The sequence below is a fragment of the Xenorhabdus thuongxuanensis genome, from assembly GCF_001908095.1.
Classification (GTDB): Bacteria; Pseudomonadota; Gammaproteobacteria; order Enterobacterales; family Enterobacteriaceae; genus Xenorhabdus; species Xenorhabdus thuongxuanensis.
Genome location: NZ_MKGR01000008.1, coordinates 68841 through 88444, shown reverse-complemented (window position 1 = coordinate 88444; position 19604 = coordinate 68841). Strand labels below are relative to the sequence as shown.

The 19604-nt window shown below is 41.4% G+C and carries 17 protein-coding genes; 4 read left to right on the top strand and 13 right to left on the bottom strand.

Annotated features, from left to right (window positions below; all coding sequences use genetic code 11):
- Nucleotides 1-107 precede the first annotated feature (107 nt).
- The 3 genes from flgA to Xentx_RS07545 all read left to right on the top strand — a co-directional run bounded on the left by flgA (nucleotide 108) and on the right by Xentx_RS07545 (nucleotide 1672).
- On the top strand, nucleotides 108-785 hold the full coding sequence (gene flgA, locus Xentx_RS07555; RefSeq protein ID WP_074019638.1) for a flagellar basal body P-ring formation chaperone FlgA: 678 nt from the start codon (nucleotides 108-110) through the stop codon (nucleotides 783-785).
- Between the two features lie 121 nt (nucleotides 786-906).
- Nucleotides 907-1206: a flagellar biosynthesis anti-sigma factor FlgM gene (flgM, locus tag Xentx_RS07550; RefSeq protein WP_074019637.1), complete on the top strand. Its 300-nt coding sequence runs from the start codon at nucleotides 907-909 to the stop codon at nucleotides 1204-1206.
- A 25-nt stretch (nucleotides 1207-1231) separates the two neighbouring features.
- Nucleotides 1232-1672, top strand: coding sequence for a flagella synthesis protein FlgN (locus Xentx_RS07545; RefSeq protein WP_074019636.1), 441 nt, complete (start codon nucleotides 1232-1234; stop codon nucleotides 1670-1672).
- A 318-nt stretch (nucleotides 1673-1990) separates the two neighbouring features.
- Here Xentx_RS07545 and Xentx_RS07540 read toward each other — a convergent pair whose 3' ends face one another.
- The 7 genes from Xentx_RS07540 to Xentx_RS07510 all read right to left on the bottom strand — a co-directional run bounded on the left by Xentx_RS07540 (nucleotide 1991) and on the right by Xentx_RS07510 (nucleotide 13088).
- Nucleotides 1991-3010, bottom strand: a complete 1020-nt coding sequence (locus Xentx_RS07540) for a fimbrial protein (protein WP_244149832.1) — start codon at nucleotides 3008-3010, stop codon at nucleotides 1991-1993.
- A gap of 63 nt (nucleotides 3011-3073) precedes the next feature.
- The gene (locus Xentx_RS07535; protein ID WP_074019635.1) at nucleotides 3074-5566 is read right to left on the bottom strand and encodes a fimbria/pilus outer membrane usher protein; all 2493 of its coding nucleotides are present in this window, start codon (nucleotides 5564-5566) and stop codon (nucleotides 3074-3076) included.
- Nucleotides 5567-5596: 30 nt separating this feature from the next.
- The gene (locus tag Xentx_RS07530) at nucleotides 5597-6301 is read right to left on the bottom strand and encodes a fimbrial biogenesis chaperone (RefSeq protein ID WP_074019634.1); all 705 of its coding nucleotides are present in this window, start codon (nucleotides 6299-6301) and stop codon (nucleotides 5597-5599) included.
- Between the two features lie 107 nt (nucleotides 6302-6408).
- Nucleotides 6409-6954, bottom strand: coding sequence for a fimbrial protein (locus Xentx_RS07525; RefSeq protein ID WP_074019633.1), 546 nt, complete (start codon nucleotides 6952-6954; stop codon nucleotides 6409-6411).
- A 1314-nt stretch (nucleotides 6955-8268) separates the two neighbouring features.
- The gene (gene flhA, locus Xentx_RS07520; RefSeq protein ID WP_074019632.1) at nucleotides 8269-10371 is read right to left on the bottom strand and encodes a flagellar biosynthesis protein FlhA; all 2103 of its coding nucleotides are present in this window, start codon (nucleotides 10369-10371) and stop codon (nucleotides 8269-8271) included.
- Nucleotides 10364-11515, bottom strand: coding sequence for a flagellar biosynthesis protein FlhB (flhB, locus tag Xentx_RS07515; protein WP_074019631.1), 1152 nt, complete (start codon nucleotides 11513-11515; stop codon nucleotides 10364-10366). The genes flhA and flhB overlap by 8 nt, the downstream gene beginning before the upstream one ends.
- A 196-nt stretch (nucleotides 11516-11711) precedes the next feature.
- Nucleotides 11712-13088, bottom strand: a complete 1377-nt coding sequence (locus Xentx_RS07510) for an alanine/glycine:cation symporter family protein (RefSeq protein ID WP_074019630.1) — start codon at nucleotides 13086-13088, stop codon at nucleotides 11712-11714.
- Nucleotides 13089-13403: 315 nt separating this feature from the next.
- Here Xentx_RS07510 and Xentx_RS07505 point away from each other — a divergent pair, with 315 nt between their 5' ends.
- Nucleotides 13404-13967: a recombinase family protein gene (locus tag Xentx_RS07505; RefSeq protein WP_074019629.1), complete on the top strand. Its 564-nt coding sequence runs from the start codon at nucleotides 13404-13406 to the stop codon at nucleotides 13965-13967.
- Here Xentx_RS07505 and Xentx_RS07500 read toward each other — a convergent pair.
- The 6 genes from Xentx_RS07500 to Xentx_RS07475 all read right to left on the bottom strand — a co-directional run bounded on the left by Xentx_RS07500 (nucleotide 13964) and on the right by Xentx_RS07475 (nucleotide 19597).
- Nucleotides 13964-14836: an alpha/beta fold hydrolase gene (locus tag Xentx_RS07500; RefSeq protein WP_244149831.1), complete on the bottom strand. Its 873-nt coding sequence runs from the start codon at nucleotides 14834-14836 to the stop codon at nucleotides 13964-13966. The genes Xentx_RS07505 and Xentx_RS07500 overlap by 4 nt on opposite strands.
- Nucleotides 14837-14890: 54 nt before the next feature.
- Entirely contained in the window at nucleotides 14891-15547 is a 657-nt protein-coding gene (cheZ, locus tag Xentx_RS07495) for a protein phosphatase CheZ (protein WP_074019628.1), read from the bottom strand.
- 9 nt (nucleotides 15548-15556) lie between these two features.
- Complete coding sequence (cheY, locus tag Xentx_RS07490; protein ID WP_074019627.1) at nucleotides 15557-15946, bottom strand: chemotaxis response regulator CheY; 390 nt, start codon at nucleotides 15944-15946, stop codon at nucleotides 15557-15559.
- Nucleotides 15947-16026: 80 nt separating this feature from the next.
- Nucleotides 16027-17079: a protein-glutamate methylesterase/protein-glutamine glutaminase gene (locus Xentx_RS07485; RefSeq protein ID WP_074019626.1), complete on the bottom strand. Its 1053-nt coding sequence runs from the start codon at nucleotides 17077-17079 to the stop codon at nucleotides 16027-16029.
- Nucleotides 17072-17959: a protein-glutamate O-methyltransferase CheR gene (gene cheR / locus Xentx_RS07480; RefSeq protein WP_074019625.1), complete on the bottom strand. Its 888-nt coding sequence runs from the start codon at nucleotides 17957-17959 to the stop codon at nucleotides 17072-17074. The genes Xentx_RS07485 and cheR overlap by 8 nt, the downstream gene beginning before the upstream one ends.
- A 6-nt stretch (nucleotides 17960-17965) precedes the next feature.
- Nucleotides 17966-19597 carry a methyl-accepting chemotaxis protein gene (locus Xentx_RS07475; protein ID WP_074019624.1) on the bottom strand — a complete coding sequence of 544 codons (1632 nt, stop codon included), beginning with the start codon at nucleotides 19595-19597 and terminating at the stop codon, nucleotides 17966-17968.
- Nucleotides 19598-19604 lie beyond the last annotated feature (7 nt).

Sequence of the window (19604 nt, the reverse complement as noted above, 5' to 3'; positions counted from 1 at the left end):
CTATTTATCCCATTAACGAATAATCAATCGAGTTACACTACTAACATCCAACAGGTGCTGAATATTTTTTGAAATCATGGCTCACTAACGGGATTTAAGGTGGTGAAATGCCTGCATTAAAGTTTATCGGGTTATTTGCCTTTTTCCTTAAGCTATTTTTTGTTTTTGGCAGTTCTTTAGCTTGGGGAAACCATTTACCACAATTAATAGATGACTATTTCAGACAGATCCATCACACATCAAACCATAAAATTTCAGTGGAAATCAAAACACCTGAGCAACAATGGCCAACTTGTGAACATCCTGAAATACAACCGTTACTTAACAACAAAAATTGGGGTAACCTTTCCGTCCCTGTGAATTGTGGCCAGAAACGCCGTTTTATCCAGGTTTACGTCAATGTCATCGGCCCTTATTTAGTTTCTAAGAGAGCGATTAACCGCAATGCGGTCCTGACAGAAAAAGATTTTCAAGTAAAAATGGGCTCCTTAGATAAGCTACCAAACGACATAATCCGTAACAGAAAGGCCATACAAAATGGTGTTGTGCTTCGTAATATACCTGCCGGACAATTTATTACACGCAATATGATCCGGCGTCCATGGGCAATTAAAGCCGGACAAAATGTGGTTGTCACCGTAGATGGACACCATTTTCAAGTGCGTTACGAAGGAAAAGCGATTAACAACGCCGCAAGTTTTGATAATATCCGTATTCGCCTGAACTCTGGGCAGGTTATTACTGGTGAAGCTCAAGAAAATGGTAGTGTAAAAATGATGTTATAAATGGCTAAAGTTTTATTTCTTCAAGCCGATATAACCAACAGACCATGATTTACAGGCATGCCAGCGGTATATCGCCTGCTACCTAAGACAATAAATAATGCCTGATTAAAGGATTACGATTATGAGTATTGAACGCACTCAACCTCTACTGGCTATTGCAGCTTTGCAACAGCGCAATGCCAATGAAGGTGCTCAGAACACTCGCAGAATTGTGGCTGTTGCAGAAAAAAGCGCTGATACACAAGTTAAGCTGAGCGAAGCGCAGAAAAAGCTCGTCCAACCAAGCAGCCAGGATATCAATATCCAGAAAGTACAACAATTGAAAGAAGCTATTGCACAGGGAACCTTAACGATGGACAGCGGTAGAATTGCTGATGCTCTATTTAGGGAGGCCCTTGAAAACATGGAATATGATAAATAAACATCAAATTCATAAAGAGCCATAAATGGAAGAACTTCAACTCTTGCTTAAACAGCAAAACGCACACTTAAATTCACTTTCGCAAACTATGGCAGAAGAACAGCGCATACTGTGCGAAGGCTTTATTGAAGTGAATCAGTTACATCGCGTGACGGAAAAAAAGACATTTTTGCTTTCAGCTCTCGATCACGCTGAACGAAAACGCCTTCAATTAAATGAAACGCTGAAAATAAATGCTCCTTATGCTGACTATGAAATACTGGCAGTATTATGGAATCAAATTAGTCAATCTGTTGAACATATTCGTGATTTAAATTCGCATAACGGATTTCTACTAGAACAACATATTGAATTGAAAAGTAAAGCAATTGCTTTTCTGAAAGCTCACCATAGCCCCTCTCTTTATGGTGCAGACGGCCAAACCCGTCATCCTTCAGCGCTATCAGGCCACAAGGTCAGCGTTTGATTATTCGATTACTGTTTATGCAGTAAGTCCTACAGACCTCTTGGTTTATTAGCAATGATAAGGGGTCTGTTTCTGTGTACTTATATTTTTCTTTCCTATAAAAAAGATAATAATTCTCATTATACAATCAAATAATGCTATACTAACTTAAAATAATCCACCATTAGTATTAATATCAAAAAGCACTATCTTCTCAGAAAATAGTTTTAAAATGATGCTAAAAATGACTAAATGCTTATCAAAAGTCATTTTCATTTAATTGATTAAAAAAAATAAATATCAAACAATTTAGAAAATTATAAATGGGATAGCCCTATATTATTCATAACTCATGGTGAATGTCGCTGTTGCATTAACTATCCCTTCTTTAACGTTACCATACCGATAATAACGCGCTTTTAAAGGAATATTGACCGGTCCCTCTGTTATAGTCTCAATATATTCAATTTTTTTACCAAGAGGAATGGGAGTTGCCTTTTTACCATCCAAAATTTGAATTCCCACCCCTCGAGCTGCATTAATATTAGGATTAGGTTTGATAATCCCCTGTTGAGGAGCATAAGCTCCTTGAGGACCCGCCTGTAAAAGCATATTAACTTTAATACGTGCATCACAATTTAAAGGTATATCAAATGCCTTTTCCGCTGCTGTGGAGCCCACTTTAGGTAATTGCATACTCGTTATCGGCTCTAATACAACAGGAATTGGATTGTTATCAAAGGCACAAGATCGTGATTCAACAACTATGTTACCAGTACTGAACTGCCCTATTTCGATATATTTACCTGAACCGCTTTCACCAGAATTTCGTAGAATTACCGTCGCAGTTGCCACAGGTTGGGAAGGATATTGACCAGGTTTTACTTGACCTATACGGTAAAATACAAGTGCAATTCCAACACTAATTCTTCCTCTCTGATCTCGCAAAGCAACAGTTTTAAGTATCGTACTATTATTATTTCCTCGGATATACTTTCTATCACTAGGGTCCCCAGTTAGACCTCTAATTGCATACCCAATACCACTATTGCCCAAACGAAAAATTTTTCTGCCATTAATCATTTTTGACGGTACTCCATATGCCTTAATACCAAGAACAGCCTCAGCCTTGTCCAGAGACTTCCCTTGACAAGCAATCACAGGGCTTGCCTCCATCCTCAATCTATCATTCGATTTTTCCAATTCTTGATCTACAGGCACATCTACCGGCAGTGATATCTTATATGAACTCAATGTTTGTGAAGGTGCTGTACAAGAGATATCAGTATAAGCATATCCCGCACAGGAGGATAAAAATATTGGTACAAATAGTAACCATGAAAGAATTGATACATTCACAAGTAATCCCTTATATAAGTTATTGTTATGTTGTATTTCCGAAAAAACTATGATGATTTACTTTTATGGATGACAATCAGCTTTTGTTGAAATCACCATTGCTTTACTTTTCGGCAAAAGAAAACGCGCTTTACATTGTTCAAACTGTCCACTTCCCCATTGAACCGAGAGTTGCCCCTGTTCCGGCACACCACCGAAATAAACTTCTCCGCCGTTACCAACGATACTTTGATTTGCAGTAAGGGAACGAAATGTATTTTCTTCATTCAAAGTCGCTATTGCGCCAAAAGGGATAGGGTTACCCTGATAAGTCAAGGTGAACAATACTCGACGACCGATCCGGGTTTGGAAGTCAGCCAAAACCACGGCTCCCTGTGTTGGAATAACAGTCTGGATATTAGATCCAATCTCCACTCCTTCCCCAAAAGAATCCGGTAACAGAGCGATACGATTACGGTGATAAGGACTGACATAAGGTAATACAGCATAACCTTGTCCATCAGTTTCAACACCGCTATAACCAGTAACCTTAACGCCGGTAGCTCCAGACGTTTTGACTAAAACAATCGTCTCTCCCAGCGGTTGCGACAAAGTCAAGCCATGGCGATGAGCAACGACGCCTCCTCTAAGGCCATAACTAATCTGCTGTGAATCATCACCGTAGTGATATCCACCAGACAACACTCCATAACAGCCTTTATAGTTAAGGTTTATATTGCTGCTAGTGCCCTGACCGTCATTGCTGTGATTCTGTTGTAGGGAATAATTCAGTTTATCTAAGGCCGTACCACTCAATCCAACTGATTGGTTGATATCACCACGACGATTATGATTGATGTTATAAGTTGCCCAGCTATCTGGTAACCAACGGTCTAGCGGGATCTGTATATTGAACGCCAGTTGGTTATCGGCCATTGAGTCGCCTGCACTCCTATTTTGGGTGTAATTCAGTGTGTAATGGATATTGGAATAATTTACGCTGTACCCGACATTCAAACTGCGGGTAGTACTTCTGCTTTCCCAATCATTCTGCACATAACCAGAAAAATAGAGACTGCCATAATCCGACAAACTTTGGCTCAGTGTGAACTGAAATTTATGTTTATTTTGATGTGACGGCTCATCATATGCCATCTTATTATTGACATCCTGAAATTGGTAAAAATGCGGTGAAGGGTAATAATGACTGGTCAGAGACAAATTCGTTCCAGTTTTTTCAAAGTCTTTGGCGTACTGTGCCCGATAGACCCAACCCCGTTGTTGACCTTGATTGATAATATCAACCTGTGACTGCGTGATATCAAACGCCAGCGAGCCCCAGTAACCAAGGCTGTACCCTATACCAACTGCATTCGCCTGATATTTTGAAGACAATAACATTCCGCCATACAAGGTTATTGCATATGGCAGACCGTAATAAATCTCGCTCTGCATAAAGAATGGCTGATGGGCACCTGCGTGCGAATTGCGATATTCTCCCACCGTAAAACTGTATTTTAAATTCTCCTCCCTCAACATCACAGGAATTGATGAAAATGGTTGAACAAAATGGCGCTCACGACCATCTGCTTCCCGAATCACAACATCCAAATTTCCCCCAGAAGAGGTTGGATAAAGGTCATCAATTACAAAAGCGCCAGGTGGAACATTAGCCTGATAAATGATGTACCCGTTTTGACGAATAGTGATCTGCGCATTACTTTCTGCGATCCCCCGCACAACTGGGGCAAACCCCCTTTGACTATCCGGCAGCATGTTATCATCCGACATCAAGGTAATTCCCCGAAAAGCAAATCCGCTAAATAGATCCCCTTGTGTATTAGTTTCACCAACCACAAGCTGGCTTCTTAAGGCATGAATATCACGCTGCAAAGATGTACTTAGCGTTTCCCAACGGGGTTTATCACTACTATTTTTATTTCTGCCAAAATTCCGATAATAGGTAGAATAATTTCGTAAACGCCAGCTTCCCCAATTCAAGCCACTACGTAGATTCATATAGAAATTATTCGTATCAGAACCGTTTTTACCCCAAGTGTTGATCCCATTGAAATCATAACTGGCCCATAATGCTGATTCCCCTCGCTGCCAAAGTGACGAATCAATCGCGCCGCGAGCTATCGTTGCCATCGCTGCCTGAGGAATGGTGATCAGTAGGGTTTGTTGACTCAATTGTAATGATGTACTGGCATAAGGAATAAAATTATATAAATCATATAGTTGTCCTTCTGGATTCAAATCAGGAAAAGCAGATACATTGACCCCCCAGTCAATCAATTGTTGAACCGATAAGACAGGTTGCAGTTTTTTTCCTGCCCCTATCACGAATTGAATATCCTGTGTGCCTTTGTCCTGATCATTGACACGGATAGCAACTCTATATGTTCCTGGTGCACTACCCCCTTTTTCTGCAAAATAACTTAAATCAGGCAGTGGAGCAGATGGATCATCGATTTCCAACGCATTGAGATCAAAATATTCACTGGCATACCCAACAGTAGGTACTACCAGCATCATCAACAACAACCTATAGACATCTGGAATAATCAAACTCATGACATCAAGTAACTTCTAACTGATGGGTTATTATATGGATGATAATGTTTGGTATTGAGGCTCGGTGATACCACCATAATCATTGATGGCTCTCCAGGTAATACCATTAGCGTAGCCTATAGGTAATGGCCATTGTCGGCTGCTAAATGGTGCCACCATGCCAGCTTCCGGTATTGCACTTTTCCCAAGTTTGATGTCATAAAAGGAGACATAAAAAGGCGTTGGATTCTGCACCACCAATTGCCCTGATTGCCGAGAAAAAATAATTTGTTGATAAGCCCTTGCTGCGAGTTGCTCTGTCAATCCTTCTGGACGATAAAAGAGTTTTATCCGGTTTTTCAGCGAGATCAACAAACGATTTGATTCGTCATTTTTTAGAGCAGGAATGGCTTTAACATTAAGCCAAAAGATGGATTCACGATCTTGTGGTAGTGTGTTATCCATTAGAATAATTCGCAGGCGATTTTCCTGTTCACCATCCAAACGAAATAAAGGTGGTGTCACTAAAAATGGCGTTTTTTGACCAGAAGATTCAACCGCTGGAGTAAATATATCTACCCAAGACTGAATAAGGTATACATCATCTTTACTATCATTGATGACGGAAATAGCAACTTCACGTTGCGAGGCTTCATAGATCACCCGAGTACTACTCAGTGCTATTCCAGCGTGGACAGGGGTGGTAAGGAAAACAGGCAGAAAAAATAATAGCCCGATCAAAAAATGTTTTGACATAATAACTCTATCCCTACATGAATTCAAAATAATGAATATTCCCACCAGGCACAGTGGGAATATCACAGATGCAATAAAAAAGAAAATGGAAATATAAGGAGTTGGAATTAGTCGTATTCTACTGTAAATGCAGCTCTAGCCTGAACCAGGCCAGATGTAATATTATTTTTATCTTTTGTTGCTACATATTTAGCAATAAATTGCAATTCTTTAGAAGTATCTTTAGTAGTTAAAGTATCAACTGTCACAGATGAGCTTCCTATTCCGATTTGCTCCCCTGATTTCTTATAAATACCAATACCAACACCTGTTGCGAAAGATCCCGAAGCAGTATTCGCTAATACCTTGTTATTATCATGATCTTGAGAACCAGTAAATTTAATCTTTACTGAAGAATCATCCGATGACTTACAATCACTAAGCTTAATTTTAAAAGGCGTATCACCTTTAGCATCACCTGCTCTTGTAAAATCGCCCACACCAACATCAGCCATCATGACATTACCACCATCCCCCGCGACAGCAGTAGAACATGTTCCTTTAGTCACTTTACCGGTAAAAGTAATACTGCCATTGTTACTAATAGCAAATGCAGAAACAATCATAGAACTCCAAATTGCCACGACAATAGCTGATTTTACTAATAACTTCATTTATTTATTCCATTTATATTATGTGTGTAAAACCCATCGAAATGAATATATATTTCGATTAAAAGCTTGTAAAAATTAATAAATTAATATCAAAAAAACCTTATTCATTCCATTTTAGAATTTAATAAATACAATCCCTTAAATCAGGTATTCCAAACAAAGATATTTTCAATAATTAGAAGAAAAATGGGAGATATATTTATTTCCATATACATTTCAGTCCAAATACTGGCCTGATAATTTCTATTCTTTCCGTCAAATCATACGGCTATATGTGTATAAAAATACCAAAACTGTTCTTTGGTTAAAGACTATCCACTGTGTTATGATCTCCCTATCCTTATTTTATTATTAAGAATTTCACTTAGAACAATATATTATATAAACAAGAGCAATAAATTCCCTATTTTCAGAGGAGCAAAGATACACTAACTCATTTTATCATTAAAATTGTTATTAACTATTTATTAGAAACAATTGATAGATAAAAGCTATTGAACTACTTGTTTCGATCGTTACATACTGTCAATCATCTGGGATTTTTGACTATTAGAACAAACAATAAGCAACAAGATTAAAACTCATCCAGAATCACTCAAAAATAGACCCTTGAGTTTATGCACAATACCATTTTAATTACTTTAAAATTCTGAAAATTACATTATTAATTACTGATATAAAATAGTGACACTTTCAATTAAGGTTTATGCTTTTAAATACCCCATCATGATTATTATTTATTAACAGGCTTAAATTCTAGCTGGACTGAAAAAGCCATCACCATATATTCATATGTAAAATAATCAAGTCCAATATCATTGATTAAATTTATATTTAAAAAAATTAAAATTAGAGATAATTATTTTATAACTCTAATCAGATCGCATATTGATCTGCTGTGAAGATTTACTTTCCACTGATTGATATCTATTTTAATAACTTTAATTCTTCAAGTTACAGAGTTATTAATTACGCTGTAATTTATGATTTATTGATTATTGTTTAAATATACCTTCTCTTCTGGTAAGAATGCCTTAGCCATATCCAGATCATTCTGCTTAACTCCTTTCTTATTACCTTTAATTATAATAAATTACGATGATTGGAGAAAAATAAAAATAGTACAATGAGTCGTATTGGAATATATATTGAAATATTGAGGAACGAATCAAAATACTGTTTAAATTGGTTCCAGAAGAAATGAAAAAATAGCTACAATGGCAGGAGCCTGAGAATTGATTATGCGTGATTAATCTATAATAAGGTGATCATCTAAATGATCACCTTATATTCATTATTTTTTTCTTATCAAGACTACCTCGCACCACCAATCGTTGCCGTCATTCTGATTTGACGATTGTCAGTGATTTCAAGGTTAGACAGTACAACCAACCGAGGCAGTACACGACGCAAGAAACGGGACAACAGTGGACGAAGTGCATGGTTGACCAATAATACCGGTGGTGCTCCTAGCATTTCCTGACGCTCCAATGCTTCTGCCGCCTGACGTTCCAAACTTTCTGCCAAGCCTGGTTCCAATCCGCCGCCATTTTGCAGTGCTTGCAGCAGTAATCTTTCCAAACCCACATCCAAACCAATGACTTTAATTTCGTCCGCACTCGGGAACCATTGCTGGGCAATCGCTCTGCCAAGCGCGATTCGGATCATGGCAGTTAATTCATAAGGATCTTTCTGTACCGGAGCATGTTCTGCCAGTGTTTCAATAATAGTGCGCATATCGCGAATCGGCACTTGTTCCGCCAGTAAGTTTTGCAGGACCTTATGCAAAGTTGTCAGGCTCACTACATCAGGAATGAAATCCTCCGTCAGTTTCGGCATTTCCTGACTGACACGCTCAAACAATTGTTGCGCTTCCTGTCTTCCAAACAGCTCACTAGAATGCTGGGATAACAAATGGTTTAGGTGAGTTGCAACAACCGTACTGGCCGCCACAACAGTATAACCTTGCACCTGCGCTTGTTCTCTTAGGCTGTCATCAATCCAAACTGCAGCCAGACCAAAGGCAGGATCTGCCGTCAAGTCACCTTGCAATTCACCTACAGCACCACCCGGATTAATCGCCAACCAACGTCCCGGATGTGCTTCGCCACGTCCAATTTCTACGCCTTTCATCATGATACGGTAGCTGGCTGGTGCTAATTCAAGGTTGTCACGAATATGTACGACTGGTGGAAGATACCCCACTTCTTGCGCAAATTTTTTACGAATACCGCTAATACGACCAAGTAATTCACCGTTTTGGCGGAAATCCACCATGGGGATCAAACGATAACCCACTTCCATTCCCAGTGGATCCTCCAATTGCACATCAGACCATGAAGCTTCTGCGGTTTGTTGTTGTTCTTCCACCACTTTCATTTCTTCATCTTGCATCACAAGCGGATTTTTGTCTTTACGTAATAGGAAATAACCCACACCTGCCAAGGCCACCGTGAATAATAGAAAGACGAAATTAGGCATTCCCGGCACCAATCCAAGCAGACCGAGTACACCCGCACTCAACATCATTACTTTGGGATTGTTGAAAAGCTGGGTCACCATTTGCTGGCCAACATCTTCGTCCGTCGCTACACGAGTTACGATAACACCAGCCGCTGTGGAGATGATTAATGCAGGCAACTGGGCAACCAATCCATCACCGATAGTCAGCAAGGTATAGGTTTCCGCTGCATCACTCAAAGGCAAATTGTGTTGGGCAACACCAACGATCAAGCCACCAATAATGTTAATCACCAATATCATCAATCCGGCAATCGCATCACCACGTACAAATTTGCTCGCACCGTCCATTGAACCGTAGAAATCCGCTTCCTGTGTGACCTCAGAACGACGCTTTTTAGCTTCATCTTCGCCGATCAATCCAGCGTTCAAATCGGCATCAATCGCCATCTGTTTACCAGGCATTCCATCCAATACAAAGCGCGCACCGACTTCTGCAATACGCCCTGCACCTTTGGTAATGACCATAAAGTTAATCAGGATCAAGATGACGAAAACCACGATACCAATGGCAAAATTACCGCCAACAAGGAAGTGACCAAAAGCTTCCACGACTTGCCCTGCTGCGGCAGATCCCGTGTGTCCTTCCATCAGGATAATTCGCGTGGAAGCGACGTTAAGTGATAAGCGTAGTAAGGTTGAGAACAGCAAAATGGTCGGGAATGCGGCAAAATCCAGTGTCCGACGGGTGAACATTGCCACCAGCAAGACCATGATAGAAAGCGCAATATTGAAAGTGAATAGTAGATCGAGCAGGAATGGTGGCAGCGGTAGTACCATCATCGACAAGATCATGAGGATCAGAACAGGCCCCGCAAGCATTTGCCACTGGGAGCCTTTCATATTCCCCGCAAAACGATTTCCCGATAAACGAAACAATGAGGCCAGATTAGCCATGACGATTATTTTCTCCAGCAAAATCCAGTGCTGGTGGCACTGGCAGATTTTCAGGTTTTTTCGGTTTCAGGCCACCTTCCTGTTTCCAACGTTTCAATTGGTAAACCCAGGCAAGCACTTCAGCGACGGCAGCATAGAGCGCCGCAGGAATAAAGCCCCCTACCTCAGCATGGCGAAATAACGCCCGTGCCAAGGAGGGGGCTTCCAGTAATGGAATACGATTTTCCGCACCAATTTCTTTAATGTGTAAGGCAATGAGTCCTGCCCCTTTTGCCAATACTTTGGGGGCGCTCATTTTTTTACTGTCATACTGCAAAGCAACGGCGTAATGAGTTGGGTTGGTGACAATAACATCCGCTTTCGGTACATCTGCCATCATGCGCTTACGCGCAGCCGCTCGCTGCTGTTGACGAATTCTTGCCTTTACATGTGGGTCCCCTTCTTGCTCCTTAAATTCATCCTTGATCTCCTGACGGGTCATTCTCAATTTTTTCAAGTGGCTGCGGATCTGATAAAACACATCAAACGCCACCATTGGTATCAACATAAATAAAACAATATAACCGGCAAAAATTAGCATCATCATAGCATCGCTCAAGGCTATCAGCGGATGCTGAGCAGTCAGATTGAGCATAGTAGGCCAATTAAGCCAAATAAACAGAGCCGCACCGCCTCCAACTAGTGATGCCTTTAAAATAGCTTTGAATAATTCCGCCAGTGCATTCATGGAGAAGATTTTCTTTAAACCAGAAATGGGATTCAGCTTAGTCAAATCAAATTTGATAGATTTTGAACTGAATAGCAGCCCCCCCATCAATGCTGGTGCACTGAGGGCAATCAATACCAATCCAATAAAAACCGGCAATAATGCCCAAACCGCCTGTTTCAGTAATCGGCCGACTTGTTGCACCATCTGTTTATCGTTACTGACCATGTTATGGTCGAAGTTGAATCCTTCAAATACCATCAGGGAAAGTTCGTGGGTAATCGATTGTCCACTCATCCAGAGTAGGCTTACCCCTCCTGCTAACATCAAGATTGAAGTGAGTTCCTTAGAACGTGCAATTTGCCCTTCTTTGCGCGCTTTTTCCCGTTTATGGGGCGTGGGTTCTTCGGTTTTTTCGAGATCGCTATCTTCAGCCACAGCTTTCCTTGATGAGCATTTGTGATTACATGCAGAAAATTTGCCTTTAGGAGAGGACAAATAAGATTGTGCTAAGCATGACAAAAGCCCAGAAATTCAATGGCGGGAACACTGCAAAATTTGCGGGGGTATTTGAGGCATTATGGACAATTGTCCTGGATTGAGATGGCTGTCACCAGCCATCTCAAATCGTTTTTCAATCCGTTTTAACGGGTGCCTTAATATCAATACTGTCGGCATTGACATCACGAATATGATCTTTCGTCAGGCGATAGACAACTGGACTGAGAAAGGCAATCGCTATCAAGTTGGGGATCGCCATCATGGCATTAAGGGTATCCGCCAACAACCAAACAAATGTTAACGACTGAGTAGCACCAATCGGCAACGCGATAATCCAAGCGATACGGAAAGGCACTATGGCTTTTGGCCCCAATAAATATTGGACACATTTCTCACCGTAAAAACTCCATCCCAAGATGGTTGTAAAGGCGAAAATAGCCAGGGCAACAGCAACGACATAGTTGCCTCCTGGGATCACGGCTGAGAAGGAAGCCGCAGTCAATGTTGCGCCTGTTTGGCCAGTCAGCCAGCCACCAGTAATAACAATGGTCAAACCCGTCACGGAACAGACGATGATCGTATCAATAAAGGTTCCCAGCATAGCAATCAAACCCTGACGAATAGGGTTTTGAGTTTTTGCCGCTGCATGGGCAATAGGCGCACTTCCCATACCCGCTTCGTTAGAGAATACACCACGGGCAATACCAAAACGGATTGCTGCCCAAACGGCTGCGCCAGCAAATCCCCCCTGTGCCGCAACGGGAGTGAAAGCTGATTTGATGATTAAAGCAAGTGCATCGGGGATAGCGGTAAAATTAAGTGCCAAAACGATAACTCCCGCTCCAAAGTAACCAACAGTCATAATAGGCACTAATTTACCTGCAACATCAGAAATACGCTTGATACCGCCAATTAACACGGCACCAACCAGAACGACCAAGATGCCGGCCGTTATGGTTTTTTCAATACCAAAGTTACTTTGCAATACGTCAGCGACAGAGTTAGCTTGTACTGTATTGCCGATACCAAAACCCGCAATACTGCCAAAAAAAGCAAAGAGTGTGCCCAGCCACACCCATTTTTTCCCCAAGCCATTTTTTATGTAATACATCGGGCCGCCAACGTAATTACCGTTTTTATCGGTTTCACGGAAACGTACCGCCAATACCGCTTCCGAATATTTCGTTGCCATGCCCACCAATGCGGTCATCCACATCCAGAACATAGCTCCCGGCCCGCCCATCACAATGGCTGTCGCTACTCCTGCAATATTTCCAGTCCCGATTGTTGCTGACAATGCAGTCATTAATGCGTTAAAAGGTGAAATCTGGCCTTCACCTCGTTGTTCATTTTTTTGAAAGAGTAATTTGAACCCTGTGCCTAATTTACGGATTGGTAAGAAGGACAAGCGGATTTGCATGAAGATACCAATACCCAAAAGCCCAATTAGCATGGGAACGCCCCATACTACCCCGTTTAATGCAGCTAACCATTGTGTAATCAATTCCATATACACCCTCGGCATTTAATGTAACAAATTGACAACAAAATTATTTCAATTAAATAAAGAGCATTTTGAAGAAATAAGCGAGGATTAATTGGCTATCCTTGGTAAGAAAAAATTGATACTGTGAGTTAAATCACTCGTCATGGTTACTCTTTATCAACCTTATTGACAATAATTCTTGTTACACCACTGATTCTGATATCCTCCCTCCAGCACCAAATTTTTATCATAACATTAAATAAATTAAAGGTTTTTTATAGTGAATAAAAAGGTATTATTTTCCTTGTAATAGTTTCAAGAGTGACTAAAGGATTATCAATGGCAAGAGTTGGTTACATTAGAGTGTCAACAAATGATCAAAATAGTGACTTACAAAGAAATGCGTTAATCAGTATTAATTGTGAACTGATTTTTGAAGACAAGATTAGCGGGAAAACGGCTAACCGTCCGGGGCTAAAACAAGCCTTAAAGCATCTTAACTCTGGCGATACACTGGTGGTTTGGAAATTGGATCGACTGGGACGCAGTGTGAAGAATCTGATCACACTGATTTCAGAACTGCATGAACGCGGAGTTCATTTTCAAAGCCTGACTGACAGTATTGACACCAGTACGGCAATGGGAAGGTTTTTTTTCCATGTGATGAGTGCCCTGGCAGAAATGGAACGTGAACTGATTGTAGAAAGAACCAATGCAGGTTTGGCCGCAGCACGGGAACAAGGGCGAATTGGTGGACGGCCAGTAGTGTTTACCGAGGAGAATCGACAACAGGCCGCCAGATTACTGAATAAAGGACATAGCCGGAAGCAGTTGTCGATTATTTATAATGTATCGTTATCAACAATTTATAAGTACTTACCCGTAGGGGAAGTGGTTAATTAGCTTATAAAATCTTTTATCAGACTAATCCACTCTGCTGGTTTCTCAATCTGTACCGCGTGACCACTATTAATCTCTTTATATGTACTGTTGTTAATATTCTTATAAACTTCACGTACCAAATAAGGCGGAATTAACGTATCACTGTTTAATCCAATAATCAGCGTATTTTTATCTATTTGAGTAAGATAATCTTTTATATCTATGGATAATCCCAAAGCAATACGTTTTTCTATCCCTTTTTCTGCCGGTTGAGAGCAAATCCACTGTATGGTTTCATGTCCCAACGATGAGATAAATTCAGGACTTAGGGCATGTGATAAAGCGAAAGCCATTGCTGATGATTTATCATTCAACTCTAAATGTAACCAAGTATTGAATATCAATTGATGGCGAGGATCACTATTTGTCGCCCACGGTGCAGTCAATATTAATTTATCAATGAGGTTTGGATATTTAGCTGCTACAACTGCCGCGACGACCGCTCCCAGAGAAACGCCTACTAAATCAACAGGAATATTACTACTATCTTCTATCACAGCAGCAATCTGTTCCGCCAGGTGCTCAATAGTCAATGTTTCTAGCGGTAGTTCAGAATTTCCACATCCTGCATAATCAGGGATTATAACGGCTCGGTCACTACTAAATGCCTTTTTGATCTCGCCAAAGCTACTGTTACCGCTGCTATTTGTGCCATGCAAGAAGACTATTGGTTTTTTGTTACTTTGCTTATTTTCTGGAAATACCTTGCGGTAAGAAACCAATGAATCTTTTAACTTAATGACTCTATCAATCGACTCCACAATATTTTCCTCTGCATAGCCTGAATTAATGCCATCGGAGCAGGCGCTTGGATCAGCTATCCTGTTCACCCAAACGCCCTCAAAATATAAAAATTCTGTTCGTTAAAGCTATTACACTCGTTATCAAAAACCTAAACTATCCAATAAATCATCAACCTGTGCTTGATTGGTAATAACGCCAGCACCATTCTGATTAACTTGAGGGCCGTTAAGAAGGCTATCGTTCTCTTTTTGCGCTTTAGCTATCTGGTCAGAAGGCATATTTTCCATTAATACCATGACCAACTGTTTTTCCAGCTCCTGAATGACTTCCATCATCCGTTTAATTACCTGCCCAGTAAGATCCTGAAAGTCCTGCGCCATCATAATCTCAAGCAATTTGGTGTTGGTAAATGAAACATGATCAGGTACGAGATTCAGATAGTTTCTCGTGTCCGTTACCAGTGAGCGAGCATCAGTCAGATCTAAATTCTTCGGATTTGCAAACCACTCATCCCAACGTTGGGTTAAGGCTTTTGCTGATGCTTCTAATTCGTTCTGACGGGGCTGTGCTACTTCAACGCAGTTCAACACCCTTTCAGCCGCTTGTGCCGTCATTTGAACAACGTAATTTAATCGCTCTCTTGCATCTGGGATCGCTTCAGCCGCCTGAGCGATGGTTTGATCCAATCCCAGTTCACGTAAACTATCGCGCAGCATTCTGGTTAACTGCCCAATACGGCTGATTATCTCACTGGTCGAGATCGCCTCACTTCTCGGCATGACTGGATTTTCACTCATTTTGTCTCCTTAGAGCCCCAATTTTTCAAATATTTTATTGAGTTTCTCTTCCAAAATAGCCGCAGTAAACGGTTTCACAACATAACCGCTGGCTCCGGCTTGTGCTGCTGCAATAATATTTTCTTTTTTTGCCTCTGCCGTTACCATCAGGACAGGTAAGGCTGCCAGTTTTTCTTCACTACGAATCGTTTTCAGCAATTCTAGGCCATCAATATTTGGCATGTTCCAGTCAGAAATAACAAAATCAAATTCGGCGGTGCGGAGTTTAGTCAACGCTTCTGCCCCATCCTGTGCTTCATCTACGTTGTTGAATCCCAATTCTTTCAGTAGATTACGCACAATTCGACGCATAGTTGAAAAGTCATCGACGACCAAAAATCTCAGATCCTTACTTGCCATAAAAACTCCTTGGAATTTCACTTACCCAGCAGCACAACGCTGCAAAAATTAACATCAAATACAACTACCAAATACAACGACTAAATACGAACCGATTGCCCCGCACTGATTTTGGCCAGCATAGTTTTACTGATTTTTTGAAGATCCATGACTTCATCCACCGCCCCTAACTGGATCGAGGCACGTGGCATTCCAAATACTACACAACTTTTTTCGCTTTGAGCCAATGTGTAAGCCCCTGCCTGTTTCATTTCCAGCAAGCCCGCAGCACCATCATTACCCATGCCAGTTAAAATAACGCCTACCGCATTGCGCCCGGCATATTTAGCAACAGAGCGAAAGAGAACATCAACAGAAGGGCGATGGCGATTAACTGGCTGGGCATGAGTTATCATGATTTGATAATTGGCTCCACTGCGGCAAAGTTCCATATGGCGATCCCCAGGTGCAATGTAGGCATGCCCTGGCAGAACGCGTTCCCCATCTTCAGCTTCTTTTACTGTGATCTGACTCAGTTTATTAAGCCTTTCGGCAAAAGAACGGGTGAAACCCGCAGGCATATGTTGAGTAATCAATAAAGCCGGACTGGTGATCGGCAGGGGTTGCAGCAGGTTTTTGATTGCCTCTGTTCCTCCTGTTGATGCCCCTACTGCGATCAATTTTTCACTGGATAATAGTGGCTTGAAATTCAATGGTGCTGTATTTACGGATGCCGGTTCCGCAGGACTGATTTTAGCTTGGGCGGCGGCACGGATTTTTTCGGCAATCAGTTCGCTATAAGCTAGCATACCTTCACGGATACCCAATTGGGGCTTAGTCACAAAGTCCACCGCTCCCAGTTCCAGTGCCTTCAATGTAATTTCCGAACCTTTTGCTGTCAGAGAAGAAACCATCACAACAGGCATAGGACGTAGCCGCATCAATTTTTCCAGAAAATCAATGCCATCCATGCGCGGCATCTCAACATCCAATGTTAATACCTGCGGATTGTGTTTTTTGATTAAATCACGGGCAACAAATGGATCTGGAGCACAATCCACGACTTCCATATCAGGGTGACTATTGATAATTTCCCGCATGATTTGACGCATTAACGCCGAATCATCCACACAAAGAACAGTTATTTTATTCATGACCCCTCCTTGCCCGACCTACACCGTAAACGGTCTGTCCTTGCAAGTAGAACTCTCGGCTGATTTGAGTGACGTTTTCGGAATGCCCTGCAAAGAGCAAACCATCCGGTTTTAAGAAATTGACAAAATGACGCAAGATCCTTTCCTGTGTCTTTTTATCAAAATAAATCATTACATTACGACAGAATATTGCATCAAACTTACCTTCAAGTGCCCAATCAGAATCGAGCAGGTTCAAATGCTGAAAACTCACCAGTTCAGCAAGTAAAGGACGAACCCGTGCGTATCCTTCAAAGCGACCAACCCCTTTGAAAAAATATTTTTTCTTTTGGCTTTCACTTAGATACTGTAATTCTTCCAGCCGATACACTCCTCGCCTGGCTTTTTCTAGCACACTGGTATCAATATCACTACCAATGATTTTTATTCGATTTGACCGATGCCCCAGTGCATCACACAAGGTCATTGCAATAGAATATGGCTCCTCCCCCGTTGAAGCGGCAGCACTCCAAACACGGTATGTCCCACCATTTTTCCTGCTGGCATGCGCTGCCAGAATAGGAAAATGATGAGATTCCCTGAAAAATGCGGTGAGATTAGTGGTCAATGCATTGATGAAAGATTCCCATTCTTTACTGTGACTATCCTGTTCCAAAATCGACAGATATTGACCAAAATCATTAAGTCCCAATACACGAAGCCGCCTGACTAAACGGTTGTATACCATCTCACGCTTATTTTTTGCCAGTACTATGCCAGCCCGTTGATAGATAAACTGGCAGATACGCTCAAATTGCGCATCCGACAAAGCATGCCGCTGAAGCATAAAGTTCAGCGGTGCAGTAGCATCAGTATCTGAAGCTATTGAATTGGCTTTCATCTGACCTCAGCGTAGTTGACTTACAACATGCTCGTCAGTCATGTTTGATGTAGTGGTCGCTTGATGCTCGTACTCATCTTCCAAACTGTTAGGCAGTTCAAATTGAGCAACAGTTTTCACCAATATGTCCGCCTTGTCTTCAAGGGCATCTGCGGCTGCGGCAGATTGTTCCACCAACGCAGCATTTTGCTGTGTGACTTGATCCATCTGGCTAACGGCTTGAGCAACTTGATGAATGCCACGGCTCTGCTCATCAGAGGCAGCAGCAATTTCAGCCATTAAATCAGTCACCTGGTTCACCGACCTAACCAGTTCATCCATCGTTTGTCCCGCATTGTTCACCAATTCTGAACCCTGATTAACTCGATGGACAGATTCATCGATTAAGGTTTTGATTTCTTTCGCAGCTTCGGCACTACGTTGTGCCAAATCACGTACTTCACCGGCTACTACAGAGAACCCACGTCCCTGTTCACCGGCACGTGCCGCTTCAACAGCAGCATTCAATGCCAGGATATTGGTTTGGAAAGCAATACCATCAATAACACTGATAATGGCGCTGATTTTCTTCGAACTTTTGGCAATTTCATCCATAGTTGCCACAACACTTGTGGTCAGTTCACCACCTTTTGAAGCAGTCTGGGAAGCCGATATCGCCAGTTCGCTAGCTTGACGTGCATTTTCTGCGTTCTGTTTAACAGTAACTGTTAATTCTTCCATACTGGCAGCCGTTTCTTCCAGTGATGCTGCCTGTTGCTCTGTACGTGAAGATAAGTCCGTATTGCCCTGGGCGATCTCTTGAATACCAGAATACATCTGGTTAGTATTCTCGCGCACAGCAGTAATGGATTTGATTAATGATGTCTGCATATCACGCAATTTTCGGAAGATATCACCAATTTCATCATTGGTGAATACAGAAATTTCTTTATCCAAACGCCCTTCTGCTACATCCTGAAAGCAAGCTCTCATATTCGAAAACGGTCTGAGCAGGTTACGTTTCAACCACCAATTAGCCGCTATTGAAACAACAAATACCATCAAAACAGCACCAAAAAACATGCCAATGGATACTTTGTAGTAAAATTTTCCCTCAGAGACCGCTGAGTTAATGTTAGCACCGAGATACTGCATATAGTTGTTATATGCAATTTCCATCTTACGCTGGTAATCTTCTGTAGGTTGATCAAGGAAGGCTTGGAAATTACCTTCATAAAGATAAGTTTTTAGCTCTTTTAATGCGTTGATATATTCTTGATAAGAATGTTCAACCGCAGTTAATAAGGCTGCACTATGATCAGTTTGTTCTATCCGAGGTAGTGAACTAAATTTGGCAAAACTCCTGTCTGCTTCATTCATCGAACTTTTAAGTAACGCCTCCATTGCCTCTACCTGCGTTTGTGGTTGCCCCACTTTGTGGGCAATTGCGATTTTGTTCAGAGTATTACGCGTTTGCAACAATGCTGCCCAACTCAAGCCAAGGGTATCTCTCCGTTGAGTTCCCAGATCAATTCTTTCGATATATGTCTGGTCTGTATGAATTATTCCCAGAGATAAACCACTCGAAATAATTTGCATAACACAAAACATCATCAGTAACAGATACAAACTGGTTGATATGCGAAGCTTGCCTAACATGTAATCA

Bases quoted from the DNA above. Each gene is read 5' to 3' on its own strand.
- Xentx_RS07505 (WP_074019629.1), top strand. From the start codon at position 13,404: ATGGCAAGAGTTGGTTACATTAGAGTGTCAACAAATGATCAAAATAGT.
- cheR (WP_074019625.1), bottom strand. From the start codon at position 17,959: ATGAAAGCCAATTCAATAGCTTCAGATACTGATGCTACTGCACCGCTG.
- Xentx_RS07525 (WP_074019633.1), bottom strand. From the start codon at position 6,954: ATGAAGTTATTAGTAAAATCAGCTATTGTCGTGGCAATTTGGAGTTCT.
- cheY (WP_074019627.1), bottom strand. From the start codon at position 15,946: ATGGCAAGTAAGGATCTGAGATTTTTGGTCGTCGATGACTTTTCAACT.
- Xentx_RS07545 (WP_074019636.1), top strand. From the start codon at position 1,232: ATGGAAGAACTTCAACTCTTGCTTAAACAGCAAAACGCACACTTAAAT.
- Xentx_RS07485 (WP_074019626.1), bottom strand. From the start codon at position 17,079: ATGAATAAAATAACTGTTCTTTGTGTGGATGATTCGGCGTTAATGCGT.
- Xentx_RS07510 (WP_074019630.1), bottom strand. From the start codon at position 13,088: ATGGAATTGATTACACAATGGTTAGCTGCATTAAACGGGGTAGTATGG.
- Xentx_RS07530 (WP_074019634.1), bottom strand. From the start codon at position 6,301: ATGTCAAAACATTTTTTGATCGGGCTATTATTTTTTCTGCCTGTTTTC.
- cheZ (WP_074019628.1), bottom strand. From the start codon at position 15,547: ATGAGTGAAAATCCAGTCATGCCGAGAAGTGAGGCGATCTCGACCAGT.
- Xentx_RS07535 (WP_074019635.1), bottom strand. From the start codon at position 5,566: ATGAGTTTGATTATTCCAGATGTCTATAGGTTGTTGTTGATGATGCTG.
- Xentx_RS07475 (WP_074019624.1), bottom strand. From the start codon at position 19,597: ATGTTAGGCAAGCTTCGCATATCAACCAGTTTGTATCTGTTACTGATG.
- flgA (WP_074019638.1), top strand. From the start codon at position 108: ATGCCTGCATTAAAGTTTATCGGGTTATTTGCCTTTTTCCTTAAGCTA.
- flhA (WP_074019632.1), bottom strand. From the start codon at position 10,371: ATGGCTAATCTGGCCTCATTGTTTCGTTTATCGGGAAATCGTTTTGCG.
- flgM (WP_074019637.1), top strand. From the start codon at position 907: ATGAGTATTGAACGCACTCAACCTCTACTGGCTATTGCAGCTTTGCAA.